Origin of the sequence: Lactobacillus sp. CBA3605 (genome assembly GCF_002970915.1) — a bacterium.
Taxonomy (GTDB): Bacteria; Bacillota; Bacilli; order Lactobacillales; family Lactobacillaceae; genus Lactiplantibacillus.
Genome location: NZ_CP027190.1, coordinates 1294905 through 1321173, shown reverse-complemented (window position 1 = coordinate 1321173; position 26269 = coordinate 1294905). Strand labels below are relative to the sequence as shown.

Annotated in this window: 20 protein-coding genes; 16 read left to right on the top strand and 4 right to left on the bottom strand. The window is 43.3% G+C overall.

The genetic code is table 11. The features are described from left to right. The first annotated feature begins 27 nt into the window (after positions 1 to 27). From galE to C5Z25_RS06470, 3 genes are all read left to right on the top strand, one after another. Entirely contained in the window at positions 28 to 1032 is a 1005-nt protein-coding gene (gene galE / locus C5Z25_RS06480) for a UDP-glucose 4-epimerase GalE (RefSeq protein ID WP_105451893.1), read from the top strand. Further along, a complete protein-coding gene (locus C5Z25_RS06475) occupies positions 1032 to 2501 on the top strand; it encodes a UDP-glucose--hexose-1-phosphate uridylyltransferase (protein ID WP_105451892.1) in 1470 nt (489 codons plus the stop codon). The genes galE and C5Z25_RS06475 overlap by 1 nt, the downstream gene beginning before the upstream one ends. A 93-nt stretch (positions 2502 to 2594) precedes the next feature. Beyond that, positions 2595 to 3596, top strand: a complete 1002-nt coding sequence (locus C5Z25_RS06470; protein ID WP_105451891.1) for a LacI family DNA-binding transcriptional regulator — start codon at positions 2595 to 2597, stop codon at positions 3594 to 3596. Positions 3597 to 3857: 261 nt separating this feature from the next. Here C5Z25_RS06470 and C5Z25_RS06465 read toward each other — a convergent pair whose 3' ends face one another. Beyond that, on the bottom strand, positions 3858 to 4847 hold the full coding sequence (locus tag C5Z25_RS06465; RefSeq protein ID WP_105451890.1) for a LacI family DNA-binding transcriptional regulator: 990 nt from the start codon (positions 4845 to 4847) through the stop codon (positions 3858 to 3860). A 136-nt stretch (positions 4848 to 4983) separates the two neighbouring features. Between C5Z25_RS06465 and C5Z25_RS06460 the strand changes: the two genes are divergently transcribed. The 6 genes from C5Z25_RS06460 to C5Z25_RS06435 all read left to right on the top strand — a co-directional run bounded on the left by C5Z25_RS06460 (position 4984) and on the right by C5Z25_RS06435 (position 13105). Then, positions 4984 to 6384, top strand: a complete 1401-nt coding sequence (locus C5Z25_RS06460) for a glycoside hydrolase family 1 protein (RefSeq protein WP_105451889.1) — start codon at positions 4984 to 4986, stop codon at positions 6382 to 6384. 62 nt (positions 6385 to 6446) lie between these two features. Beyond that, positions 6447 to 7112 (top strand): ribulose-phosphate 3-epimerase, encoded by a 666-nt coding sequence (locus C5Z25_RS06455; protein ID WP_105451888.1) that lies wholly within the window; start codon positions 6447 to 6449, stop codon positions 7110 to 7112. A gap of 16 nt (positions 7113 to 7128) precedes the next feature. Continuing rightward, a complete protein-coding gene (rpiB, locus tag C5Z25_RS06450; RefSeq protein ID WP_105451887.1) occupies positions 7129 to 7629 on the top strand; it encodes a ribose 5-phosphate isomerase B in 501 nt (166 codons plus the stop codon). A 25-nt stretch (positions 7630 to 7654) separates the two neighbouring features. After that, complete coding sequence (locus C5Z25_RS06445; protein ID WP_105451886.1) at positions 7655 to 9523, top strand: beta-glucoside-specific PTS transporter subunit IIABC; 1869 nt, start codon at positions 7655 to 7657, stop codon at positions 9521 to 9523. A gap of 264 nt (positions 9524 to 9787) precedes the next feature. Continuing rightward, the gene (locus C5Z25_RS06440) at positions 9788 to 11188 is read left to right on the top strand and encodes an FAD-dependent oxidoreductase (RefSeq protein ID WP_105451885.1); all 1401 of its coding nucleotides are present in this window, start codon (positions 9788 to 9790) and stop codon (positions 11186 to 11188) included. A 180-nt stretch (positions 11189 to 11368) separates the two neighbouring features. Beyond that, positions 11369 to 13105, top strand: a complete 1737-nt coding sequence (locus C5Z25_RS06435) for an ABC1 kinase family protein (protein WP_105451884.1) — start codon at positions 11369 to 11371, stop codon at positions 13103 to 13105. A 73-nt stretch (positions 13106 to 13178) separates the two neighbouring features. Here C5Z25_RS06435 and C5Z25_RS06430 read toward each other — a convergent pair whose 3' ends face one another. Continuing rightward, complete coding sequence (locus C5Z25_RS06430; protein WP_105451883.1) at positions 13179 to 13829, bottom strand: MIP/aquaporin family protein; 651 nt, start codon at positions 13827 to 13829, stop codon at positions 13179 to 13181. 347 nt (positions 13830 to 14176) lie between these two features. Here C5Z25_RS06430 and C5Z25_RS06425 point away from each other — a divergent pair, with 347 nt between their 5' ends. Further along, positions 14177 to 15295 carry an exonuclease SbcCD subunit D gene (locus C5Z25_RS06425; protein ID WP_105451882.1) on the top strand — a complete coding sequence of 373 codons (1119 nt, stop codon included), beginning with the start codon at positions 14177 to 14179 and terminating at the stop codon, positions 15293 to 15295. A 3-nt stretch (positions 15296 to 15298) separates the two neighbouring features. Then, complete coding sequence (locus C5Z25_RS06420; protein ID WP_105451881.1) at positions 15299 to 18430, top strand: AAA family ATPase; 3132 nt, start codon at positions 15299 to 15301, stop codon at positions 18428 to 18430. A gap of 237 nt (positions 18431 to 18667) precedes the next feature. On the opposite strand, the gene C5Z25_RS06415 is transcribed toward C5Z25_RS06420, so the two are convergent. Then, the gene (locus C5Z25_RS06415) at positions 18668 to 19252 is read right to left on the bottom strand and encodes a TetR/AcrR family transcriptional regulator (protein WP_105451880.1); all 585 of its coding nucleotides are present in this window, start codon (positions 19250 to 19252) and stop codon (positions 18668 to 18670) included. Positions 19253 to 19935: 683 nt separating this feature from the next. Between C5Z25_RS06415 and C5Z25_RS06410 the strand changes: the two genes are divergently transcribed. The 5 genes from C5Z25_RS06410 to C5Z25_RS06390 all read left to right on the top strand — a co-directional run bounded on the left by C5Z25_RS06410 (position 19936) and on the right by C5Z25_RS06390 (position 24798). Then, positions 19936 to 20217 carry a cell surface protein gene (locus C5Z25_RS06410; protein WP_105451879.1) on the top strand — a complete coding sequence of 94 codons (282 nt, stop codon included), beginning with the start codon at positions 19936 to 19938 and terminating at the stop codon, positions 20215 to 20217. Continuing rightward, on the top strand, positions 20217 to 20786 hold the full coding sequence (locus C5Z25_RS06405) for a WxL domain-containing protein (RefSeq protein ID WP_105451878.1): 570 nt from the start codon (positions 20217 to 20219) through the stop codon (positions 20784 to 20786). The genes C5Z25_RS06410 and C5Z25_RS06405 overlap by 1 nt, the downstream gene beginning before the upstream one ends. A 50-nt stretch (positions 20787 to 20836) precedes the next feature. Next, positions 20837 to 21526 (top strand): WxL domain-containing protein, encoded by a 690-nt coding sequence (locus C5Z25_RS06400; RefSeq protein ID WP_105451877.1) that lies wholly within the window; start codon positions 20837 to 20839, stop codon positions 21524 to 21526. Between the two features lie 83 nt (positions 21527 to 21609). Beyond that, the gene (locus tag C5Z25_RS06395; protein ID WP_105451876.1) at positions 21610 to 22632 is read left to right on the top strand and encodes a WxLIP family cell surface protein; all 1023 of its coding nucleotides are present in this window, start codon (positions 21610 to 21612) and stop codon (positions 22630 to 22632) included. Between the two features lie 21 nt (positions 22633 to 22653). Continuing rightward, positions 22654 to 24798 (top strand): lectin-like domain-containing protein, encoded by a 2145-nt coding sequence (locus tag C5Z25_RS06390; RefSeq protein WP_105451875.1) that lies wholly within the window; start codon positions 22654 to 22656, stop codon positions 24796 to 24798. A 57-nt stretch (positions 24799 to 24855) separates the two neighbouring features. Here C5Z25_RS06390 and C5Z25_RS06385 read toward each other — a convergent pair whose 3' ends face one another. Continuing rightward, entirely contained in the window at positions 24856 to 26205 is a 1350-nt protein-coding gene (locus C5Z25_RS06385) for an FAD-dependent oxidoreductase (RefSeq protein ID WP_105451874.1), read from the bottom strand. Positions 26206 to 26269: the final 64 nt, after the last annotated feature.

Sequence of the window (26269 nt, the reverse complement as noted above, 5' to 3'; positions counted from 1 at the left end):
TAGCTGAATTGAATAGGAGGAAATCACATGGCAGTGTTAGTTTTAGGTGGAGCCGGTTATATTGGGTCACATGCAGTCGATCGGTTAGTTGCACAAGGTTATGATGTTGCGGTGGTGGATAATTTAGTGACAGGACATCAGGCCGCTATCAATCCGCAAGCCCGTTTTTATGAAGGTGATGTCCGTGATACCACGTTTATGAATTCGGTTTTTGATCAGGAAGATATTGAAGGGGTTATGCACTTTGCAGCCTTTTCTGTCGTACCAGAATCAATGCAAGATCCGTTGAAATATTTTGATAATAATACGGCCGGTATGGTGAAATTACTAGAAGTTATGGCAAAACATGATGTGAAACGAATTGTCTTTTCATCAACTGCCGCAACTTATGGCGAACCCAAGCAAGTTCCCATCAAAGAAACTGACTCCCAAGTGCCGACGAATCCTTATGGGGAAAGCAAGTTAGCTATGGAAAAAATCATGCATTGGTCAGATGTTGCTTATGGGATTAAGTTTGTCGCATTGCGCTATTTCAACGTGGCTGGTGCGAAACCAGACGGCAGTATCGGTGAAGATCATCACCCAGAAACGCATCTCGTGCCGATTATTTTGCAGGTTGCTGCGGGTGAACGGGATCAATTGCAGATTTTTGGTGATGATTATCCAACTCCAGATGGCACCAACGTGCGTGACTATGTCCACGTGGTTGATTTAGCGGATGCACATATTCTGGCATTAACTTATTTACAACAAGGTCATGCCAGTGCAGCCTTTAACTTAGGTTCTTCAACGGGTTTTTCTAATCAAGAAATGTTAGATGCAGCTCGTGAAGTGACTGGACAACCGATTCCAGCCGTGATGGCGCCACGTCGAGCCGGCGATCCAAGTACCTTAATTGCTGCGAGTGATAAAGCCCGCGCTACTTTGGGCTGGCAACCACAGTATGATGATGTCAAAGAAATCATTCGAACTGCCTGGAACTGGAAACAGCGCCATCCCGCTGGCTATGACGATCGGGGAGGGCAAGCCTAATGACAACCATTGATCAATTTGTGACGGCAGTCATTGCGTCGCCATCACAATACACAGCCTTAGACCGGATTTATGTCACCAATCGAGTCCTCGCCTTAGTCGGTGAAGGCCCCGTCTTGACTGCGACTGATGATCAGCTGACGAGTCTTACTGCTGCCCTTGTTCAAACTGCAGTCCAAAATAAGTTGATTGCGGCTGATCAATCGGCACGTGATATTTTAGCGGATCAATTGATGGATTTAGTCACGCCATTGCCATCCGTGGTTAATCAAAATTTTTGGGATAAGTATCAAACGAGTCCTAAAGCGGCAACTGATTATTTTTATCAGTTAAGTCAAGCAAATGACTACATTAAAACGAGTGCCATTGCGAAAAATGTTGTTTTTCCAGCGCAGACTGATTTTGGTGAACTTGAAATTACGATTAATTTGTCAAAACCAGAAAAAGATCCTAAAGCCATTGCAGCTGCACGTAATCAACCGGAAAATGGTTATCCGTTGTGCCAACTATGTCTAGAAAATGAAGGCTACTTGGGCCGTTTAGGTTACCCAGCTCGCAGTAATCATCGGGTGATTCGTTTCACTTTAGCAGGTGACACTTGGGGCTTTCAGTATTCGCCCTATGCCTACTTTAATGAACATTCAATCTTCTTAGATCGGGTGCATCGACCAATGGTGATTAATCGACAAACATTCAGTAACTTGTTAGCGATTGTGACCCAATTCCCACACTACTTTGTCGGTAGTAATGCTGATTTGCCAATTGTGGGCGGGTCGATGTTGTCACATGAGCATTATCAAGGTGGCCGCCACGACTTTCCAATGATGAAGGCCCCCATTGATCGGCCGATTGATTTGGGGCTTGCTAACGTTGAGGCTGGAATCGTGAAGTGGCCGATGTCGACCATTCGTTTGACCAGTTCAGATCAGACCGCATTACTAGATGCGGCGACTAAGATTCATGAAGTCTGGAAAAATTATTCGGATGAAACGGTTGATGTGCGGGCTTATACAGGGACAACGCGCCACCACACAACGACGCCGATTGCACGTAAAGTGGGCGATCAATATATTTTAGACCTGGTACTACGGGATAACCAAACATCAGCGGCTTATCCAGACGGGATTTTCCATCCACATCAAACCGTGCAACATATTAAAAAAGAAAATATTGGTTTAATCGAAGTCATGGGTCGTGCCATTTTACCTGCTCGGCTAAAAACCGAACTTCAAGAAGTTGCAAAATACCTCTTAGACCGTCATAATCAAATGGTACCAATGCATCAGCCTTGGGCCGATGCATTGAAAGCCAAGTATACGTTTACGGCCGCTAATGTGACGACAATTTTGGATCGTGAAGTGGGTCAAGTCTTTGCAGAAGTCCTTGCTAACGCGGGGGTCTTTAAATGGGATGATGCCGGAAAAGCGGCCTTTGATCGGTTTGTCACGGCAGTTAGAGCCAGTAATTAAATGTAAAAAATTGTCAGGTTAAATGACAGTAAGGCGCCAGGCTCAGCAACTTCTGTGGGCCTGGCATTCTTATCATCTAGGAGGAATTGGGTAATGGCGGCAACGTTAAAAGATATTGCCAAAGCAGCGGGGGTTTCGTTAGCAACCGTTTCACGGGTTTTGAATCATGATCAGTCTTTATCGGTCGGTGATGAGACCCGCCAACGAATTTTTAGTGCAGCGGAAGCGTTACAATATTCGAAAAACAAACGGCGGTCAACCATGCCAACTGCACGTAAAAAGTTGGCAATTGTGCAATGGTATTCTGAATCAAAAGAACAAGATGATTTGTACTATATGTCCGTACGGATGGGGATTGAGCGCCAAGGTCAGGCCCAACAATTTGAAGTCACCCGGATTTTTCAAAATGACATGCAACAAATTGCGACCGATGTGGATGCGGTAATCGCAATTGGGAAGTTCAGTCCACATCAAGTTCAGGATATGGCAGCGTTGACGGATCAATTGGTCTTTGTGGATGACGACCAGTTTGCAGCTGGCTTTGATAGTGTCTTGACGGATTTTAAGCTGGCAACGGCTAAAGTTGTGGATTATTTTTGGCAACAAGGTATTCAAGCGATTGGGATGATTCATGGTCTTGAAACTACGACTGATCAGGCAGTCCAGGTAGTCGACCAACGATTGCTTAGTTTTAAGGCGGCGATGACGGCACATCAAGCTTATCAGCCGGAACTTGTCTTTGAAGGTGATTATACGGGGCAAAGTGGCTATGAGATGATGAAGCAAGCCATTGAGACGTTAGGTGATGACCTACCGCGGGCTTTTTTTGTTGCCAATGATCCAATGGCTGCCGGCGCGCTCAAGGCTTTGCAGGCGGCTAAAATCCAGGTCCCGGAACGTGTCAAACTATTCAGCTTTAATGATACGTCGTTAGCGACATTCGTTTATCCGGAATTAAGCTCGGTTCGGGTTGCGACTGAATTAATGGGCGAAACGGCAGTAGATTTAATTGTGAGTCGTTTACAAAATGGCCGCAAGATTCCACAACGGATTGAATTAGGCACACAGTTAGTGGAACGAGATAGTACGAAGTAAGTTAGTGTCAGGCGATAGTCATGATAGCCACGCCAACTTTCTGTTAGGTCGCCTTTTTTTAAAATCATTATAAACAAGTATGAAATAGCGATTTTTGCGTGCAATAATTTCTGTTGGTGGTAATCAAAGTGAAAACTCAGATTACCACCAGCAGATTTTTAATAAAATGCAACCTAAAAATAGACATAAGCGTCAGGCTTAATGTCTATTTACTAGTGCCTTTCAAGTGTCAGCAGTGGCGCTATTGAAGCAAGGCAAGAATCAACTGGTTTCCCGTAATCGTAGCTTGGCTGGAATAATTACTTCGTGTCCTGGTTGTGTCGTCTTGTCAATGAGCCCAAGCAATTGTGCGACGGTCTGCTCAGCTAACTCAGTATTATTTTGAGCGACTGATGAAAGGGTAGGCGTCACGTATTCGTCGGTTGGTGAGTCATCAAAACCAATCAGTTTCATCTTTGCTGGGACTGAAATAGCCAATTTCCGTAGAATCTGATGTAATTTTAAAGCGACGGAATCATTAACCGCAAAGATGCCATCCGTTTGGGGATGTCGTTGTAAGTAGGCGGTTAGGTCATCAGTACCAGCCGCTGGTGTTGATAATTTAAAGATGTGGCCCCATTGGGCGGTACGATTGGTTAAGGCGGCGTTAAAGCCAGCAAGTCGGCCCTGCATTGAAGGGGTGTCAAAGGTACCAATTGCAATTACTGGATTTTGGCAACCAGCGTGATAAAGTGCTTTGGTAGCGTCATAAGCACCTTGCTGATGATCTGAAGAAATAAAAATAGTCTTGGACTTATCGGCCGGTTTACGATCAACGCAGACATAAGGAATCTTTTTTTGACTGTTTCCTTGCGTAAATTCAAAGGTGGCACTACCAGAGATGACAATCAGGCCGTCAATTCCTTTACTCTCTAAGGTTCGAAGATAGCTTTGTTCACGTTGATCATCATGTGCCGTATTGCAGATAATAACAGAGTAGCCATGGGCAAACAATTTTTCTTCTAACAATTTAGTGATTTCAGCAAAGAAAAAGTTACTGATGTCAGGAATCAAGATGCCAATGGTATCAGAACGATTCATGCGTAAATTTTTAGCGCTATAGTTGGTTTCATAGCCAGTTTTTTGAATAACAGTTGATACCTTTTTACGAGTTTCTTCAGAAAAACGACCGTTATTATTAATGACGCGTGAAACGGTCGCCACGGAAACCCCGCTGAGCCGGGCAATATCTTTAATTGAATAGTGCTGCATTTGAGTCACCTCGATGTTTTTAAATAAAACTAGTTAAGTAAGCGTTGACAATTACATTTTAAGGTATTACGATAGTAACCGTAAAGAGTAAACGATTACTCAAAGGCTATTATATAGTTTAAACGGAGGTTTTACAATGACAGAATTACTACCTGTTGGGTTTCCAAAGACTTTTAAGTGGGGATCCTCAACGAATGCGCAACAATTTGAAGGCGGTTCCAACGCCGGGAATAAAGGCGTTTCGATAGCGGATGTCCGTCAAACGGCTAGTTCTCAAACTAATACGGCGGCATCGAGTGCTGACTTTGCCGATTTTAAAACGGCTTCGGATCATTATCATCGGTTTAAAGAAGATATTGCTTTATATGGTGAAATGGGATTTCAGATTTATCGGTTTACGATGGCCTGGACGCGGATTTTCCCGAATGGTGATGAGGCTACACCTAATCAAGCTGGTTTAGACTACTATGATGCGATGTTAGCCGAGCTGGAAAAATACCATATTGAACCAGTCGTGACGCTTTATGCTTATGATTTACCGCTGCATTTGTTGCAAGCCTATAACGGCTGGATGGATCGTCAAATTATCACAGACTATTTGCATTATGTTAAGACGGTCGTGACTTATTTTAAAGGGCGCGTGAAGTATTGGGTTCCCTTTAATGAGCAAAATTTTTTACCCATGGATTCGCAATATATGACTGGTTACCATGGAAAAAATAAGACTGAAATTTTTAAGATGCAACATTACTTTAATTTAAGCTATGCCCAAGCAACGGTACTCGTGCATGAAGTTGATCCGCAAGCGCAGGTGGGTGGTAATATTGGTAATATTTGTGCTTATCCAATGACCGCAGATCCAAAGGATGTCGAAGCAACGGATGGCTTATTAAAGCGTGTTGGTTACGGGCCAGCGGATGTTTATTTTCGTGGTAAATATGCCCCATTTTATCTGAAAGCTTTTCCAGGTGCTGATTTTGATCAGGTCATTGAACCAGGGGATTTAGCGATAATTGCTAAGGCTGAACCAGACTTTATGTCATTAACTTATTACATGTCGTCAGCGATTTCAGCACAACAAACGGATCTCAGTCATGAAATGAATGGGATTAAAGCGCCTAATCCGTACGTCGCAACTAGTGAATGGGGCTGGACCATTGATCCTTATGGGTTTAAACATTATTTAGAAGATTTTTATAGTCGTTACCAATTGCCAATCTTGATTTTGGAAAATGGCTTAGGTGCTCGTGATACGTTGGAAGCCGATGGCACTGTGGTTGATAACTACCGAATCAAGTATTTAGCCGATCATATTGAGAAAATGCGTGAGGCAGTTGAAGATGGGGTCGAAATGGTCGGTTATCTAACCTGGTCGGCAACGGATTTGTACTCAACCCGTGAAGGTTTTGAAAAGCGTTACGGTTTCGTGTATGTTGATAAAACCCAGCAGTTAAAACGGATTAAGAAGCAAAGCTTTTATTGGTATCAACGGGTTATTGCCACCAATGGGGCTAATTTAAAATTAACATTGGATTAATTTTTTTGCTGGTTGAGTAAACGATTACTCATGAGTAATTTAAAAGAAATGAGGATTAATTAATGAAATTACGACTAAGTCCGTCAATGATGTGTGCTAACTTCGCCGAGTTAAAGCATGAAGTTTCAACTTTAAATCAGGCTGGGATTGATTACTTTCATATGGATATTATGGATGGTCAATTTGTTCCTAATTTTGGTATGGGGTTACAAGATTATGCCTACATCAGTCAGGTGGCACAAAAGCCATTGGACGTGCATTTGATGATTGAGCATCCCCGGCGTTACGTCAAGTTATTTAGTGACCTCGGTGCGCAAGTGATTTATTTTCACCCTGAAGCGGAAACACAAGCGGCTCGAACAATCGATGATATCCATGCACTGGGTAAGCAAGCTGGCATTGCGATTAATCCTGGGACTGCGGTGGCAACCATCGAAGCACTACTCCCAATTGTCGACAATGTGATGGTGATGACGGTTAATCCCGGATTTGCTGGACAACCATTTTTAGACTACGTTTTACCGAAGATTGAGGCCTTGGCTGCCAAACAAGTTGAATTTGGGTACACCATCAGTGTCGATGGGGCCATTTCACGGCCACGAATTCAGCAATTACATGCTTTAGGCGTGGAAAACTTTATTCTGGGCACATCGGCGCTATTTAACAAGCCTCAAACCTATCAACAAATTATTCATGAAGTTCGACAAGAAAATACCGTTACGATTTAAATTAAGGAGAATAATGATGACAAAAATTGCAATTGGATCAGATCATGTGGGAATTGAATTAAAACCAACGATTAGCGCTTATTTAAAAACACTCGGTTATGACGTAACTGATTTTGGTACGAATACAACGACGAGAACGGATTATCCGATTTATGGTAAGCGGGTTGGTGAGGCCGTTGCTAGTGGAAAATTTGACCTAGGAATTGTGATTTGTGGTACCGGTGTTGGCATCTCCTTAGCTGCCAACAAAGTTAAAGGGATTCGGGCGGTTGTTTGTAGCGAACCTTATTCGGCCCAATTATCACGACAACACAATAATACCAATGTTTTAGCTTTTGGATCCCGGGTTGTCGGTCCTGAATTAGCCAAGATGATTGTTAAGGCCTGGTTAGATGCTAGCTTTATTGGGGGGCGTCATTTACGACGAGTTGATGAATTAGCGGCAATTGAAAATAATGATGAGCAACAATTTGAAGCTATTCGGACGGCTACTTCGGACCGATACGCTGATCAGTAGCGGTAGTTATTAGGAGGGCTTAGATATGGCTAGTGATAAGATTAAAGAGACTGCCAATGCGATATTGGTTGGTGTTGGTGGTAAAGATAATGTTAATAGTTTAGTGCATTGCGCGACGCGGCTACGCTTTAAATTAAAAGATGAGCGCAAGGCCGATCAGGCGAGTATTGAAAGTATAGCAGGCGTTGTCTCAGTCGTTAAAAGTGGCGGCCAGTTTCAAGTAGTGATTGGGAATACAGTTGCTGATGTGTATGATCAGATTGTGCCGCAGTTGAATGACGCTGACGAATCGAATTCTGACAATGATGGTCCCAAAGGGAATATCCTCAATCAAGCGATTGATTTGATCGCGGGAATTTTCACGCCGGTATTACCGGCTTTAATCGGTGGTGGGATGCTGAAAGGTATTCTTATGCTGGCGGTTCAATTTGGACTGAGTGAAAAAAGTGGTACTTACATTATCGCAAATGGGATGGGTGATGCTGTCTTTTACTTTTTACCATTCCTGCTAGCCCTGTCGTCTGCGCGGAAATTCAAAGTGAATGAGTTTTTAGCTTTAGTCGTCGCCGGTTCATTGCTTTATCCAAGTATTGTGACTATTTTTGGTCGCGGGTCTAATCTAGATTTCTTAGGAATTCCAGTGGTGTCAGCGACGTATTCTTCTTCGGTGTTACCGATTATCTTAGCGATTTATTTGATGTCGAAAATTGATCAATTATGTAAACGGATACATCCAAATGTTCGTAATATTTTAACGCCGATGTTAGATTTGGGATTGACTATTCCAATAACTTATATCGTAGTTGGTCCCTTGATGACTTATTTAGGTGATGCGATTGCTAAAGGGTATCTGGCTATTTATCAAATCAATCCGATGATTACGGGTATTATTTTTGGGAGTCTCTGGGAAGTTCTGATTATTTTCGGGATTCATTGGGGCATGATACCGATTATCACCCAAAATATTGCTAAGTTTGGCAGTGATACGATTGTCGGCATGACTGGCGCGGCGAACTTTGCGCAAGCGGGCGCAGCTTTTGGTGTTTTTCTCAAGTCGAAACGAGCTGATATCAAACAAACCGCTTTGTCTGCGGCAATCACAGCATTCTTTAGTATTACTGAACCGGCAATTTATGGCGTTAATTTAAAGTATAAAAAGCCGTTCTATATTGCTTGTATCATGGGTGGAATTACCGGGGGAATCACCGGTGCAGCCGGAACATCCGCGTTGGCAGCAATTCCAGTTGGTATTCTCAGTATCCCAGTATTTGTTGGTAAAGGATTTACAGCGTTTTTAATCTCAATTGGGTTAGCTTTTGTAGGTAGCGCAGTGCTAACGGTCCTGTTTGGGTATCAAGATGCCGATGAACCGGCAACAACTGTGACTGACAAAGTACGCATTCAAAATAATGAAACATTAATGGGGCCGGTGACTGGAACTAGCTTTGAATTAACACAGGTTAAAGATGATGTCTTTGCTTCACTGAGTTTAGGTGAAGGAGTTGCATTTGGGAGTCAAGATGGGCAGGTCTATTCACCAGTGAGTGGTATTGTGCGGGTTGCTTATCCAACGGGACATGCGATTGGCATTGCTTCAGATGATGGCGCTGAAATCCTGTTACATCTTGGGATTGATACGGTTGAATTACAAGGTAAGTATTTTAAGAGTCATGTGAACCAAGGCATGCGGGTTAAAAAAGGTGAGTTGCTAGTTGAATTTGATCAGGATGCGATTATTGCAGCGGGATATGATCCAACCGTGATGTTGATTGTCACTAATACTGATAATTATGAAGCGGTTTTGCCGACTGCATATGGGCACGTTTCACCACAAGTTGAGGTGCTAAAAACGACCCAAACCACGCAAGCAACACTACAGGCACAACCGAGTTAACTTAGTTAAAGAAGCGGCCAGCCCAAGGGATTAACCTAGGCTAGCTGCTTTAAACTAGCCGCTTAACGGTACTAGCTAGCGATTAAATGGTAACGATATAAAAATAAACTTAAAATTTTATATCTTTTAATAACGCCTTGTGGTTTACTAATCAATTAATTAGCATTAGTATTAAAAAATCGAGATGAGGTTGTAATTTTATCATTTGGGTCATTAATTTTATGTTAATTAGTTAAGTTTATTTTTATGAATGGAAGGTATCACATGAAGGTTATTATTGTAGGTAGTACGCACGCTGGTACCGCAGCGGCAAAGCAAATTTTAAGACGCCATCCGGATACTCAGGTGACGGTATATGAACGGCACGATAATATTTCATTTGTTTCTAGTGGGATTTATTTATATTTAACTGGGAAAATTAAGCACTTAGAAGACATGTTTTATTCATCACCCGAAGCCTTGGAAAAGATTGGGGCCACGGTGAGAACACAGCATAATGTCTTACGGATTGATACGAAAAATAAGACGATGCAGGTGGCTGATATGCAAACTGGTCAAGTTTTTGATGACCAGTATGACAAGTTAATCATGACGACCGGTTCCTCAGTGGTAGTGCCGCCCATCATGGGGATTGACCAATCAAAGGTCCTGCTCTGTAAGAATTATGAGCAAGCCCAGGCTATCTATGCCACCGCTAAAGATAACCAGCATATCGCAATTATCGGTGCTGGGTACATGGGAACTGAATTAGCTGAAAGTTATGCGTCAACCGATCATGATGTGTCCTTGTTTCAGTCGCATGATCAAATTTTGAATAATTATATTGGCCCTGAGCTATCGACCAAAGCGGTTCAGTTATTACGGGATTATCAAGTTAAAGTCTACTTAAATGAACGGGTAACTGGTTTTAGTGATAATGACGCCGGGCAACTGGTTATTGAGAGTTCGTCAGGTGACTATACGGCTGATTTAGCCATTGTTTGTACCGGCTTTGTGCCGAATACCGAACTATTACGGGGCCAAGTGAAGATGGATCGGCATGGTGCGCTCATTATTAATGACTACGTTCAAACGTCAGATCCAGATATTTACGCGGCTGGCGATGCCTGTGTGGTGAACTATAATCCGACTGGCAAGCCCGCCTATACGCCATTAGCCACGAATGCGCTACGGCAAGGTGCGCTAGCGGGAATCAACGTCTTTGGTGATATTCAGCCGTATGTGGGCACGCAGGCCACTTCAGCGATGCAGTTATTTGACACTACCCTGGCAACGTCTGGTTTGACCTACGTGGCGGCACAACGTGATCAGTTACCAGTTCGGCATGTGATCTTTGAGGGGACTTGGCGGCCAACCTATATGCCAACGGCAGAACGCCTATTGATTGATCTCGTTTATAATTATAAAACGCGCCAAATCTTAGGTGCGCAATTTTGGAGTAAGCACGATGTTTCTCAATCAGCGAACACGATTTCGGTGATGATTCAAAATCAGAATACGATTGATGATTTGGCTTATATCGACATGTTGTTCCAACCAAATTTTGACGAACCATTTAATTATTTGAATTTGGTCGGCCAACAGGCGGTTGAACAGGAGTTAGACTTAGGTCGTGTTGAACCACGAGTGACTGCACGTGGGAATTGGCAAATCGATCAGAATTGAAAAATTAAACTTGAATAAAGACCAAATAATCGCTGTAAGAATGTCCAATTCTTGCAGCGATTATTTAGTAGCTGGCGTCGAGACGGTTTCTTTTTTGGGGAAAGACAGTTTAAGTCGTGCGTATTGTGATGGAAAGATGGATAATAGACTTAATTCAATTTCTGAATCGGAGGCCTTCAAATGGCTAAAACCACGACTGAAGAACCACAATGGCGAGTTAACCAAAATCGACATACGCGTTTTCGCACGATTGTGAGCGTGTTACGAAAATATAATGTCCTCAGTAATTTAGCTCGGCAGAAGCATCCAAGCCAGGTACGGGCAGCCTTTGAAGAGCTCGGGCCAACTTTTATTAAAATTGGTCAGATTTTATCGTCGCGAACTGATATTGTTAAACCAGAATTTGCCAATGAATTCAAAAAATTACAGGATAATGTTCGTGCGGATGATTACCAAGTGGTCAAGCAAACCATTGAAACTCAGACCAATCAGTCAATGGATCAGATGTTTGCGGCTTTTGATGAGCAGCCGTTTGCTTCTGCTTCGATGGGGCAAACCCATCATGCAACCTTACTTAACGGTCAAAAAGTGGTCGTGAAGGTGCAACATCCCGGTATTGATGCCGAAGTGACATTGGATATTTCATTATTTGAACGGGCTTTGCCGCTTTTACGGTATATTCCAGATTCATCGGTGGTTGATTTACGAGAAATGGTAGCTGAAATTAAGCGGTCATTGTTTAACGAATTAGATACGAGTATTGAAGTGAAAAATGGGACACGCTTTTATCGACTGAATAACCAAGATGATATTATTCGTGTGCCCCGGGTCTATGCGAAATATAGTACTCAAAAAGTTTTAGTCAATCAATATATGGCTGGGACCAGTATTCAGCATTTTATGGCGCAAGTCATTGCAGCGGATGCGGCTGATGATCATCAATATGATGAAGAACGACAATATCTGGCACAAGTATTAGTTACCAATTTTTTAAAACAAGTTTTTGAGGATGGCTTTTTTCATGCTGATCCGCATCCTGGTAATATTTTATTACGTGAATTAGCGCCAACTGATATTGGCTATCACGAAACGGTTCTCCGGAAAAAAGGGCGCTTAGGGCAACGTTCAGTACCACCATACCGGTTAGTCTACTTGGATTTTGGTATGATGGGAGCGATTAGTCCAGCCTTGATGACGGGGATTGCGAACGTGGTGGTTGCAGTCACGACCGAAAATACGCGCCAAGTTGGCAAAGCCATTCTAGCGATTTCTAATCGCACCGGCGAAGTGGATGAAGAAGCTTTCTTTAGTGAATTAGCACCATTTTTAGGGCAGTATTATAATTCTGGATTAGGCGATATTGATTTTCAAGGACTAATTTTTGAAATGGTCAAAGTTTGTCGGAGTAATAATATTCAGGTTAACTCTGAAGTGACGTTACTTGGTAAGGCATTTGGCACGATTGAAGGCATTGTCGAAACGTTGGACCCCAAGTTGTCGATGATGGATGTTGCCCGTCCCTTTGCCCGCCAATATATTCGCGAGAATTTTAATTTACAACATGAGTTGGAAGATGGGCTGCTAGCGACAGCACAGGGCTTACGAGATACGCCGAAGTTACCGTCACGATTGTTAGCGGCTTTAGATACTTTTGAAAATGGACAGACACGGGTGAATATTGTCTTTTCACACCGTAAAATGTTTATCGATCGGATTGATTCAATGGTCAATAAGGTTGTTTTAGCGGTGATTTTAGCGGCTTTGATTGTGGGCTCTTCTTTATTGGTTCAAAGTCACTCGGATAATAGTTGGATTACTAATATTGGGATTTTTGGTTACGTCACGGCCGTCATTGTCATTGTCGGTCTGGTAATTGGGACGCTACACGAATGGTACCGACACTGGCGCCGAAAATAAATAATACCGCTAACAGGCACGAGGGCCGATTAGCGGTATTATTTTTGAACTAATTTTGATGTTAACTTAAGTGCTAGTCTTCACTACCCAAAGCACGTGAGCAGTAAGCGGCTAGAATTGCGCCAACTTCAGGGGCTAAGATGTAGACCCATAAGTGTGAGAGCGCAGTGCCACCGGCGAAGAGTGCTGGGCCGATTGAACGAGCGGGATTTAATGAACCACCGGTCAAGTTCAAGGCAACGATAATTAAGAAACCTAACGTAACCCCGATTATTAAGCCGGCAAAGTCACTGTTACCGTGGCTGGCACTGGTGACATTTAAGATGACCATTAAGAATAAGAAGGTCACTAAGGCTTCAACGAAGAAGGCCATGCCACTGTTGATCTTTGAAAAGTCTGTTTGACCAAGTGAGTTGGTTGCAAGGCCCAAGGCGCTAACAAAACTACGGATTGCGGCCGAAGCAACAATTGCCCCTAAGATTTGACTGACGATGTATCCCAAGGCATCGCGAGCGGCTATGCGACGATTGATCAACATTGCAGTAGTGACAGCTGGGTTAAAGTGTCCACCGGAAATGCCACCGAAAGCATAAGCTGAAACCGTAATCGCTAACCCGAAGGCTAAACCAATGGTTAAGACGCCACCCTTACCAACTACAACGGCGCCAGTCCCAAGAAAGACCAGCATGAATGTACCGAGAAACTCGGCTAGATATTTGCGCATGAAATTCACGCTCCTTTTTATAATATGACAACCTATTGACTATTCTACAATACTTTAAAATGGACTGCTCGTAATATACGTATTATATCGATGAGTTCGATAAATTAAACACAATAAATATGATGTTAATGGAAACGATTTCTTTGCTGATAAATAAGCGTTTTTATAATTAAAAGTTCTAAACGTTTAATTCAATAATAATTTTTTTGATTTTACTTAGTGAGGTAATTCTAAGCATAGCTAGTTTGTCATTTTAACGAACTTAATATGTAAATGATCCTAACTGAGTTAATTAATGTGCTAGCTGCTTTATAATGGAACTAACTATTTTTAGGAGGACGATAAACATGCGTTTTTTACATACAGCTGATTGGCATATTGGCAAGAAACTACATGGGTTTGATCTAGCTGCGGAACAGCAGGCGGCTTATCAGCAGATTAAACAAATTGCGATTGATGAACAAGTGGACGCAGTCGTTATTGCTGGGGACTTGTATGATCAGTCGATTCCGAGTGAGCGGGCAGTGACCCAACTAGACAATATGTTGATTGATTTAAATTTAAAAGCTAAATTACCGGTGTTGGCAATTAGTGGTAATCATGATAGCGCAACCCGGTTGCGAACTGGGAGTCCTTGGTTTCAAGCGACCAATTATTACCTCAATACGACGTTAAGTCAGGCAGTCACACCAGTGGAATTCGAGGATACCCAATTTTTCTTATTGCCGTATTTTGAACCGTTCGCAGCGCGACAGTACTTCGATGACCAGCATTTAACAACGGCGTTAGCAGGAATGGAACGATTAGTGGCAGCTATGGTGGCGCGCTTCGATTCAACAAAAAAACATGTTTTGGTGGCGCATTTTTTTGCGGCTGGTAGTGAACATGTCGATTCAGAAACTAAGATAACAGTTGGGGGATTGAATGCAATTCCAGTTGATTTGCTCGCGCCATTTGATTATGTGGCGTTAGGCCATTTGCATGGTAAAGATGCTTTACATGCTGAGCGTGTGCGATATAGCGGTTCGCCAGTAAAGTTCTCCGTCTCAGAAGCCCAGCAACAAAAAGGGGTCTGGGTTGTTGATACTGCACCTTTTAAAGTCACATTTAAGCCGGTAACACCAATCCACGATGTCCGGGTGTTAACTGGAGCCTTTGCGACACTAACTGATCCCGCATTTTATCAACAACAAGAACAGGCTGATTATTTAGCTGTTCGGTTAACTGACCAGGCCGTTATTCCTAACGTCATGGCTGCATTACGGGAAATCTATCCTAATATTATTGAATTAGAGCGTGCTGATGGTCCAATCAATACCGATAATCAGATAACTGAACTGGACCCAAACTTGGATCCAATGGCATTGTTAACGCAATTCTTTGAACAAACGACGACTAGTCCCCTTAGTGCGCAACAAAAAAAGTGGGCCGCCCAAGCATTAACGGCAGCCAATCAGGAGGAATAACCGATGCGACCTTTAACCTTACAACTTGATTTTTTTGGTCCGTTTCGCCATCAAAAGATTAATTTCACGAAATTTAATGATTTTCCAGTCTTTCTAATTAGTGGTAAAACGGGTGCTGGTAAAACGACGATTTTTGATGCCATGTGTTTTGCGTTATTTGGCGGTACGTCGGGGGGCGACCGGCAAGTCAAACAAATGCGGTCCGACTTTGCGACGTTTGATGAATTGACCCAAGTTAGGTTTGATTTTGAACACCAGGGACAGACCTATCGGCTCGTCCGGTCACCTGAGCAAACAGTTGCAAAAAAACGGGGCACTGGGACACATAATCAGCCGGCTACCGTGACCTTAACGGTTTTTGATGCCAGCGGTCAGGCGGTTGCGGAATATACGAAAGTTAATGCGGTCCAGACGCATATTAGGGACTTGTTACAATTGACGCGAGCTCAATTTTCACAAATCGTGCTCTTGCCACAAGGCCAATTTCGCCAATTTTTAATGGCTAATAGTGATGAAAAAGAAAAAGTCTTACGCGGAATTTTTGGGACGAGTCTATATGGCCGATGGGCGGCGCAACTGAAGCAACAGCTAAAGCAACAACAGCAGGCTAATGCGACAACCACGCAAACGTTGGCCACGTATCAACAACAATTAACATGGCCTCCTGAAATGACCGGTGCTGATTTGGCACCACAGGCAGCGGTAACAGCCCAGTTAACATGGCAAACCGAGCAAGTGACTAAACGAACAGCCTTAAATACAGCACTAACCACTGCTAAACAGACCTTAAAGCAGGTCCAGCAAGCTGAAGCGACCGGGCAGGCACTGGCTGAAAAGTACGCGACGCAGCAACAATTAACGATGGAACAGACCCAATTAAAGCAACAAATGCCACAGATTGAAGCACAACGGCAACAGGTGAAGCACTTAGAATGGGCGCAGCAATTAGCACCAGTTCAGCAACAATTGACGGCTGCACAGGGCCGAGTACAAGCTGAACGGACGGCGCAAACACAGTTAATTGATCAGCAAGCCAGCTTGAAAGTCCAACAAAAAGCAGCACAAACAACGCAACAGCAGCTAGCAGACCAACAGCCTATTGCCGATGACCGACAGCAACGTTTGACGACATTAACCGCTAAAAAGGGGCTATATGAACAAGTTGAGCAGACGACGATAGCGGTAAATAAGGCACACCAACAAGTGGCACACCTTCAAGAACAAGCAACTGAGTTGGCCAAGCGGCAACAACAATTGCAGCAGCAACAGACTGAATTAACGGCTCTGAGTGACCAATTACCTAGTCGATTAACGAGGCAAGCCACTTTGGGTAATCAACAACGCGATTTAACTGAGATTACGCAACAATTGACGGCGGTCACAAGTCAACAAGTTAAGCTAACCCAAGCAAAGGTAGTTTGTGAGCAACAGAAAAATGTGGTGACGCAGCAAACGGCCGAGGCGACTCAGGCCGAGACAATCTATCGGAAATTAGATAGTGATTGGGCTCGCGGACAAATTGCTTTGTTGAGTCAGCGCTTATTGCCAAATGAACCGTGTCCGGTGTGTGGTTCGACGACGCATCCCAAGCCGGCCCCAAGCGATACGTTGACCATAACTGAGGTTGATGTGAAAACAGCTCAAAAACAAAGTATGCAGGCCACGAAAACGTTGACGACCGCACAAACGCAATTAATAAATGACCAACAACAAGTTAAGGCGGCGCAATCACAACTGGATGAGTTAACCGCTGTTTTGACCGAATTGATTCAAGCGAAGCAACCAACTTTGACGACGGTGGTCGCACAGTTAGCCGCTGCACTAACTACCATGCAGGCCGAACTGACCACGCAACAAGCTGACAATCAGCTGCAAGTGACCGCTGCGCAACAGGCCCAGACCCAATTGACTCAGTTGGTACCAACAATCGATCAATTAACGCAACAACAAGCTGAAGTGACACAGGTCCTAACTGCTGCTGAAAAACAAGGGCTACAATTACAGACGCAGTTAGCTGATCAACAACAGCAATTAGCACCGGATTATCCAACCTTGACGGCCCTAAATCAGTATTTAGAGCAGTTATCACAGGCGCAAACTGATTATGAAACGGCGATGCAGCAAGCTAATCAAGCCGTGACGACTATCAATGAACAATTAGCGGCCGTCCAGGCACAATTAGTAACGACGGCTAGCCATTTAACCGCTAGTCAACACCAAGTTAAAACTGCGACTGAAACCTTAACGGCAGCTATGCAGGCAGCCTGGTCGCACGTTGATTTTGAACGGCTAAATCAGCAATTACAGGCAGTCACCACGTTGGCTACTTTGCGGGCGCAGATTAATCAGTTTGAACAACAACTTTCAACATTACAAGGTCGGCTTGCGACTGTGCAACAAGCGATTGGTAAGCAGCCACAGCCAGATTTGGCTGCTTTGGCATTAGCTGTCACAACGGCGACGGCGGCCGAACAACAAATTGAACATCAATATTATGATTTGGATCGTGAATTGCAAGCCAATCAAACCTTAGTCGCTAAAATGCAAGCGGCGTTAGCTCAGGCTCGTGATCAACAAGCTGAGTTGGCCCAACTGGCTAAGTTAGCTGATGTCACTAACGGTAGCGGCGCACAAAAGTTAAGCTTAGAACGCTTTGTATTACGGACTTATCTGCAAAAAGTTCTGCGGCAAGCTAATCATCGGTTACAACAATTAACGCGTGGACGCTATCAATTCCAACTAGAGACGGCGTTGGGGACCTTCCGGAATGGTAGTGGTCTTGAAATCAATATTTATGATGATAATGCCGGCAAAGTTCGAAGTGTGCATACTTTATCAGGTGGTGAAAGCTTTGTGGCTGCGCTGTCCTTAGCATTAGCGTTGGCTGAGGTTATTCAAGCGCAGGCCGGTGGCATCAAAATTGAAGCGTTGTTTATTGATGAAGGCTTCGGTTCTTTAGATGAAGAAGCTTTAGAAATGGCCATGGAAACGTTGCAGCAAGTGGAAGGCCAATCACGCATGATTGGGATTATTAGTCATGTTAGTGAGCTTGAAAGTCAATTACCGGCGCAATTACAAGTTATTCCAAATGGTAATGGTGAAAGCAAGGTTCACTATCAACTGGCCTTTGATTAATTGTTTCACGTGAAACAAAAGAGAACGGGTCTAAACTGACTTTTGTTGTGTAGATTTCAGCACTTTTGATGGTAGAGACTAAATGGTTGCTTCAAGAATTCACAAATTCTTGAAGCAACCATTTTCTTTTGCCGGATTCTCTTTTGAACGACTGCAAGTTACAGGTTGAAACGTGAGACCAAACGCTGTGACTAGTACTTGTTACTAGGTCATACGGATAACAAAGGCCCTATTTGATTAGACCTGAAGTAATGCGGTCCACGCTTGCTGACGTTGCGTAATATCGGGTTTTTGTCCCTGTCGTATTCGGGTTTGCAAGCCAATTCGAGCTTCCAATAAGCTTTGCGCCCAAACCATGCTGGATTGGGCATTGCTAATGGTTTGACTGGCTTGCCCCTTCAAAATAACAGCAGCCATTAACGTTAAATAGTCCGTATAGAAGTGTTCAGCGGCTTGAGTAACGGCGGCGTCTGTTGTGGCAAATTCTGCGATGGCATTGGCCATTAAGTCACCAGTCGGTTGAGTCGACGTGACTAACTCACGGCTAAATAGCATCATGAGAATAGTTAAAGGGGATTCGCCAGCTTGTTCTAGCGGTTGCATCGCTTGTGCGCAAGCCTTTAAAGTTAATTGGTGGTAGCGCTGCAAGGATTTGAGATAAAGGGTGTGCTTATCACCAAAAGCATTATAGAGGCTTTGCTTTTTGACACCACTCTTAGTAACAATATCATCCATTGAAGTATGGTAGTAGCCGTTTTGCCAAAACAACTGCATGATTTGGGTGATGACTTGGTCGTCGTTAAAGGTTTTCTTGGCAGGCAAGATCAGGGTCTCCTTCTGATTAAATCACTTATTTTTCTTAGTATACCATATGGAAAGGGCCGGATTAGCAGTGTTCATGGTTGATTGGTTAACATGGAAAAACAAAAAAGGTTGTATTTAATATAATCTTTTTTGTTTTTATAGCAAGTTCTAATCAAATATTGAAATGTGTGATTCATAAAAGAAAATATTTTGCAACTTAATTGTCATTACAGTTGTTGGAAATTTAGAAACATAAGCTATATATAGCAACAATGAACCCGTTAACATTCCATTTTTATATTAAGGATTGTTGGTTATAGTAATTAAAGCAAATGACTAATAGCTGGTCACATTAAACTTTAATAACAATATAATGTTAACGGGTTAATTAGTTAAATGGGGTTACTGACTTTTTCAAAAACTGATTTATTAGTTGCTTAAAAATGCTGTTACCAAACTGATTAAAGTAGTTTGTATAACTATTTTTATCTTTTTATAAAAATGAGAAATGCCTCAGAAGACCGTTAGAAGTGTGTTTTTAGCCAATAGTTAACGCCCCTAATTAATTGACAGCGATTTGCGTTCCGTGCTATATTTTCGTTGCTGATAGGGAAGCGCTAACGAATGTTAACTATTAGTAACTGACATTTAAGTTGACTAAGCGATTAATTGTAAAGCCAAGCGAAGGGTGTGATGGTAAGATGTGGTGGCGAATTTTGCTGAGCGGACTAGCAGCCGTATTAAATGGTAGCTGGACGCTTAATGCGTTGGCTGATGTTCAACAAAGCACCTATGATATTACCGTAACCGCACATGCAGCTGGCGATGCGATGCAAGCAGGCCGGTTATCGGGGATACTGCCACAGTTAAGTGGTAGTCAAGCCGGGGTCTTAGGTGGTATCGCATTACTTATAGTTAGTTTATTAGGACTATTGATCAGAATCTGGTGGCAATGCCGTCGACAAATAAAGGAGCAATCATGATGAAGAAATATATCGGAACACTACTTGCAGGAGTTTCACTAATGACCGTTTTACCTTTGGCTGCCCAAGCTGCAGACACTAGCAAAGATACGACTGCTGAAATTGAATTAACACAGGACGAAACTAACAAAGATATTACCTTAGACTCGGCACCGGATATTAATCTTGGGACTAATACCAATAGTTTAACAACTGAAACTTACACTGCTACATCGGTTTCTGGTTTAGCCCAAGTGACCAATCCAGGGAACACAGATGGTTGGCATGTAGCTGTTAAAGGGACGAGCTTTGATAGTAGTACTGGAACATTAAGAGGTGCGACTTTGAGTTTAGCTAGTGGCGAGGTAGCTGCTACAGATACAAGTAATGCCTCAAAAGCACCGGTTGCTCAAGATGTGACTGTTAATACAGAGAATCAATCGATTTTATCAGCGGATGCTGGTGAAGGGATTGGGATTTTCACCATGACCCATGATAAAGACAATGTTAGTTTAAATGTTCCTGCTGGGAATTCAGCGGGCGCCTACAAATCAACCTTAACATGGACTTTAACGAACGCACCATCGTAATCATAAGTTAATTCAGTTGAAATTTCACTGCGAGAAGTGAGGTGTAGCTGATGCATAGGGTAAGGGCCTTAACGTGGTTATCGTTAGCTGGCAGTACGCTCGCCGGCAGCTGGTTACTGATGCCATTAGTGGGTCAGGTTGCCACGACTCATCAGTCCCAAGTAAAAATTGAAATTACGCCTAATACGGATGATAGTGCCGTTGCACCAGTTGATCCAGATAATCCAAATCGACCCTATCCAGGTGATCAAGTTGATCCAGGTAATGTCGATGGTACTGGTTCGCAAGGTGACCTAACGATTGACTATTTGAGTAATTTAAAGTTTGAGCCCAGTTCGATTAAACAAGGGCCAGTAGCTGTACCAGCCCAGAACCAACGGGCGATGGTTCAGATTTCTAATCGGCGAGCTAGTGCGACTGGGTGGACGTTACAGGTTAATCCTAGTCCACCAAGCAGTACTAGCCGTGAATTACATGCGACAATTGATTTAGGTTCGGTTGAAATTAAACCCGTGGGAGTTAACGTGAGTTCAGCGCCAAAGTTAGTTAATACCGGTCATTTAATAGCTGGTCAGGTAAATAATGTACTAGTTGCGGCGCCTAACACAGGTTTGGGAACATGGTTGTTAGTTATGAATCGGGGCACGGTTCCGACAACCTTACATTTACACGATCCAACCATTGAAGATGGGCGTTATACCGGCACACTAACGTGGTTATTGACTAACGCACCGAGCTAAATTTAGTCGGGCGAGGCGCCGTCATTAAGGCACCTCGCCCGGATACATAAGTAATGATTTGAAAAAGAAAGGTAAATATAGTGATGAAAAAAATATTCTGGCAATTAAGCGTCATCCTAAGTGTGATGTTTGGCAGCTTGACTATGGTTGCTAAGGCGGACAATCTAAACTACAGTGTTGCTGCGGAATTGCCTGACAATCAAGTGAATACAGATGTTTCTTACTTTGATCTGAAAGTTAGTCCCGGCCAGACACAAGACTTAACGATTAAGATTAAGAATAAAGATAGTCAGGCCCATACTTATATTGTTTCGCCTAATCGGGCAAGCACTAATAGTAACGGGGTCATCGATTATAGTCGGTATCAGGCTAAGGCCGATGCGTCATTGAAATTTGATATTAAACAAGCTTTGCCAAAGCGCCAAAAGGTTGATGTTCCAGCCAAGTCAACTAAGGCAGTGACTATCAAGTTATCCGTACCCAAAAAAGCATTTACTGGGATTGCATTAGGTGGAATCAATGTCACTCAGGAAGATACGGCAACTGCCAAAAAATCCAGTGGTATGACGATTGAAAATCAGTATGCCTATGTTATTGGGCTGCAATTACATGAAACGACTAGTGAGACCATTAAACCTAATATGAAGTTATTGGGGATTAAGGCGAAGCAAATTAACTATCAGAATTATGTCACGGCTAATCTACAAAATAATCAACCCGTGATTATGCATCGGCTCAAGATTAAGAGTTATGTCACTGGTGTTAATTCGACTAAAAAGCTATTAACAACGAATAAAGAAAATATGGCGATGGCCCCCAATAGTAATTTCAACTTTGCGATTGGGGATGGCAAGCAGCCTTTAAAAGCTGGAAAATATACGTTGCATTTAACGGCAACGGCGGACAATGGCAAATACAAATGGCAGTTTACCCGTAATTTTACGATCAGTCAGCAAAAGGCTGATAGCTTGAATAAAACGGCAGTTGGTCAGGTGCAACAACGTAACTACTTCTGGTGGTTCGTGGGTCTTGGTGTGATTATTGTCGCTTTGCTGGGACTTATTATCTGGTTATTACTCAAGAATCGTCGTCGCAATCAGGATTAATTAGGGAGAGGAGCTAATCAAATGCGTCAAGTACGAAGACTATTATTGGCCGGATTTATCATCTGGGCTAGTTTATGGGCGAGTGCCGCGCGTGTTCAAGCCGTTGACGGGTCCGCTGAAGCAGCGGCTGCCCCATTAACGACTGCTCCAAAAGGATTGAACCAATTGAGTCAGTTATTTACGTTACCAGAAACCTTTACAAATGGGGTTAAAAACAGTGCCAGCATTCAGAAAGTAACTAATGCGGCCGCGCCTAATACTGAAGCTATTGAGATTAATAGTGCGAAAAAGCAACTGGGTGGCGCATGGTCGTCGGATGCCAATCGTTTTGACATTAATCAAGATGCAACCTTGAAAATGTGGCTTTATCTGGGGACTTCTACGAGCAAAGCGGGCGATGGGTTGGCATTTGTGATGCAAAATGATGCCAATGGTACCGGCGCCGCATCGAGTTATACGAAACAAACCATTATCGGTGAAACGATGGGGGTTTGGGGCGTTGATGATGACAAACAACGGACAGATGCGGCTGAAATTGCTGCAACTGGGATTCAAAATAGTTGGGCGTTAGAATTTGATACGTATTCTAACACCTCGAAATCATATAGTGATGCAGGGAGCGGGTCGGCGTTTGATGTCGGTATTAAAGGCCAGCATATTGCCGCCGGGTATCCCGGTTCGGCCGATCAATACACGGCGACAAAGGTCACCCAACTCCTTTGGGCTGATCGGTATCTATTTACCCAAAATCATATTGACGCCAAACCAAGTTTGTCCTTGACGGATGGTGCCTGGCACCACTTGACTTTAAAATGGAATGCTAGTGCGAAGACGATGACCTATGCGTTTAACGATGTTAATCCTGATGGGTCAGCTAATGCGAATGTTATCACACAAACTGAGGATGTGGATACGAGTCAATTTAAGAGTAGTGATGGGTTAGTCCGTTGGGGATTTGTTGGGACCAATGGGAGTAATGCTGGGAGTAGCCTAGTCGTATTTGAATCCTTGCCCAACTTACTAGATGTAACTGCGGATGTAAAAGTGACTGATACGACCAAAGATAAAGTTGTGACCACTGGTTCAAAGGTGAAGGCCAAAGACAAGGTGACCTATGAATACAAGTTAGACTATCAAAGTGGTGCGGTTAATTGGGATCAGATCAAAGCTAATCTAAAGTTGCCAACTGGCATTACATTCTCATCAGCTAGCATTACCTATGCTAACGGTGAGACCCAAAGTATCAATGCACCCACTGCCGGTGCTAGTAGTGTGACGTATGATTTGGCACAGGCGTTGTCGACTACCAATCCTAATGCGGTGATTACCTTGAAGGGGCAAGCTGACGAGGTGAAGATTAATACGGCTACAACGGCGACAGATGCCACCTTTACGAGTGACAAATTTGAAACGAGTACGACGGCACCTAATTATACGGTGACCGTTGACCAAGATATTCAGCTCTATATTCCGAAACAATCTTATACCATTGATAACGGTAGCGACTTAAAAATCACTGGATTTGTGTTTGCGGAAGATTCTGAACAAATTAAGAATAGCTGGATAACAGTCAATTCGAGCTTGAATGGTGAAAAACTTGATTCATTCCAAATGAGTGATGACGATGAGTCAGGGGTGTTCAGCATGGTCCTCAAAGCGGATCAACTGCATGTTGGTGATAACGAATTGAAGATTCATGTTATTGATGAAGATGAAAATGAATCAAATGAAGTGACGATTGCGATTAAGGTTAGTAGTGGTGAGCTTGGATTTAAGACGATTGCGTCAACTAGTAAATTCGCAGCGATTACCGTTAATGGAAAAGCTCAGACTGCTACCCGCGAAGACGACTGGCAATTAGTGGTTTCTGATGAACGGGGTAAAGGGTCTAGTTGGCAATTACAAGCTAGCGCTGGTGACTTTACCAATGAAGACGGACAAACGTTACCTAGTCAGATTGTTTATAAAAATGGTGACCAGTCGACCATAATCAATGGGGCTGGTACGGTTATTGATAGTCACAAAAGTACTAGTGACAGCGATGAGTACGATGTGATGAAGGATTGGACGGCGGATACTGGTTTATTAATCGAAACTAATGCGGCGGCGACGCCGGGATCGTATTCGGGTAAAATTACATGGACATTGAGTAACGCACCTAGCTAACAAAAAACCACTAAGGCCCGGCGATAATCATCGTCGGGCCTTAGTGGTTTTTGACGTTTAAGCGTGAACTTGTTTTTCAGCTTGGGCGATTGCTGCTTGACCAAGAATATTCAAGTAGTTAAATGGCCGATCGTAAGTTGGCTGGAAGAACATATCAACGAAGCCTAAATCATCAATCGTGTTATTATTTTGAATCATGACTGAGATCGTGTTTGCAGATTGCGAAACATCATAGTCACTCATGAATTGGGCCCCTAAGATAACGCGAGTTTCAGGATTGTAGACTAATTGCATTAAGACTGGGGTAGTGGTTGGCATAAATTCTGGCCGGTAGTTATCCTCGACTGTGACAGCTGCGGCTGGAATTGATTCTGCTTGAGCATGTTCTAGGGTCATCCCAGAAGCAACAATCGTTTTGCCAAAGAGCATTAAGCCAGAGGTTGATTGAGTTCCCATATACTTTCGAGTTGGTTTGAAAAGGTTTAAGCCAACCAAAGTTCCTTGACGGATAGCATTAGTTGCTAGCGGAATATAAGCGTCTTTGTGGGTTGGGTTGTAGTGAACAGCAACCGAATCACCAGCACCGTAAATGTCAGGATCAGAAGTTTGCATGTAATCATTAGTTTTAATGGCGCCATTTGGTAACATCTCGAGTTGGCCTTTGAACAGGCCAGTGTTAGGCCGGAAGCCAACACAGAGAATCGCCATATCAGCGGTATAGCTACCTTGGTCAGTCGTAACGGTCACTTCATCAGTGCCACTGAAGCCTTTAACCATCTGACTAAGGGCGAGCTTAATCCCATGATCAGTAAAGTCCTTTTCGATGCGATCAGTATAATTTTGATCTAGATACTTGTTTAAAATTCGTGGTAAGCCGTCAATTAAGGTCACTTCTTTACCTTGGTGTTGGTAAGCTTCTACTAGCTCGGTCCCGATGTAGCCACCACCAATGACAATCACCCGTTTGGCATCTTTAGCATCGGTCCAGAGCTTTTGCGCATGGCCCCAGTTTTTGCAAAGGTAAACGTTGGGATTGTTGATGCCGTCGATTGGCGGGATGACTGGCCAAGAACCGGTTGTAACGACTAATTTGTCGTAGTGTTCGGTTGAAACGCTGCCACTCACTAAGTCGGTTACTGTGACAGTATGAGCCTTGGCATCTACGGCCGTGACGTCATGCTGCATTTTTACGGTGGCACCAAGTTCAGCAAGCTTTTCAGGACTTGAGTAGAACAAGCCTTGTGAATCGGCGACTTGACCACCTAAGTAGAGCGCAATCCCACAAGATAAGAAGGAAACGTTATCATTTTTTTCATAAATAGTCACGTCTGTTTCTGGATTTGAGGCTAAAATTTGATTCACCGCAGCGGTGCCGGCATGGGTACAACCAATAACGATAACTTTCATTTTAAAACACTCCTTAATTAATGTGTCTATCTTCACAATCACAATTGCACAATATGTTTTTGTT

Excerpts from the sequence above, each read along its gene's own strand:
- C5Z25_RS06420 (WP_105451881.1), top strand. The coding sequence starts at position 15,299 with ATGCGACCTTTAACCTTACAACTTGATTTTTTTGGTCCGTTTCGCCAT.
- C5Z25_RS06470 (WP_105451891.1), top strand. The coding sequence starts at position 2,595 with ATGGCGGCAACGTTAAAAGATATTGCCAAAGCAGCGGGGGTTTCGTTA.
- galE (WP_105451893.1), top strand. The coding sequence starts at position 28 with ATGGCAGTGTTAGTTTTAGGTGGAGCCGGTTATATTGGGTCACATGCA.
- C5Z25_RS06455 (WP_105451888.1), top strand. The coding sequence starts at position 6,447 with ATGAAATTACGACTAAGTCCGTCAATGATGTGTGCTAACTTCGCCGAG.
- C5Z25_RS06410 (WP_105451879.1), top strand. The coding sequence starts at position 19,936 with ATGTGGTGGCGAATTTTGCTGAGCGGACTAGCAGCCGTATTAAATGGT.
- rpiB (WP_105451887.1), top strand. The coding sequence starts at position 7,129 with ATGACAAAAATTGCAATTGGATCAGATCATGTGGGAATTGAATTAAAA.
- C5Z25_RS06465 (WP_105451890.1), bottom strand. The coding sequence starts at position 4,847 with ATGCAGCACTATTCAATTAAAGATATTGCCCGGCTCAGCGGGGTTTCC.
- C5Z25_RS06460 (WP_105451889.1), top strand. The coding sequence starts at position 4,984 with ATGACAGAATTACTACCTGTTGGGTTTCCAAAGACTTTTAAGTGGGGA.
- C5Z25_RS06430 (WP_105451883.1), bottom strand. The coding sequence starts at position 13,829 with ATGCGCAAATATCTAGCCGAGTTTCTCGGTACATTCATGCTGGTCTTT.
- C5Z25_RS06475 (WP_105451892.1), top strand. The coding sequence starts at position 1,032 with ATGACAACCATTGATCAATTTGTGACGGCAGTCATTGCGTCGCCATCA.
- C5Z25_RS06405 (WP_105451878.1), top strand. The coding sequence starts at position 20,217 with ATGAAGAAATATATCGGAACACTACTTGCAGGAGTTTCACTAATGACC.
- C5Z25_RS06435 (WP_105451884.1), top strand. The coding sequence starts at position 11,369 with ATGGCTAAAACCACGACTGAAGAACCACAATGGCGAGTTAACCAAAAT.
- C5Z25_RS06385 (WP_105451874.1), bottom strand. The coding sequence starts at position 26,205 with ATGAAAGTTATCGTTATTGGTTGTACCCATGCCGGCACCGCTGCGGTG.
- C5Z25_RS06425 (WP_105451882.1), top strand. The coding sequence starts at position 14,177 with ATGCGTTTTTTACATACAGCTGATTGGCATATTGGCAAGAAACTACAT.
- C5Z25_RS06395 (WP_105451876.1), top strand. The coding sequence starts at position 21,610 with ATGAAAAAAATATTCTGGCAATTAAGCGTCATCCTAAGTGTGATGTTT.
- C5Z25_RS06440 (WP_105451885.1), top strand. The coding sequence starts at position 9,788 with ATGAAGGTTATTATTGTAGGTAGTACGCACGCTGGTACCGCAGCGGCA.
- C5Z25_RS06390 (WP_105451875.1), top strand. The coding sequence starts at position 22,654 with ATGCGTCAAGTACGAAGACTATTATTGGCCGGATTTATCATCTGGGCT.
- C5Z25_RS06445 (WP_105451886.1), top strand. The coding sequence starts at position 7,655 with ATGGCTAGTGATAAGATTAAAGAGACTGCCAATGCGATATTGGTTGGT.
- C5Z25_RS06400 (WP_105451877.1), top strand. The coding sequence starts at position 20,837 with ATGCATAGGGTAAGGGCCTTAACGTGGTTATCGTTAGCTGGCAGTACG.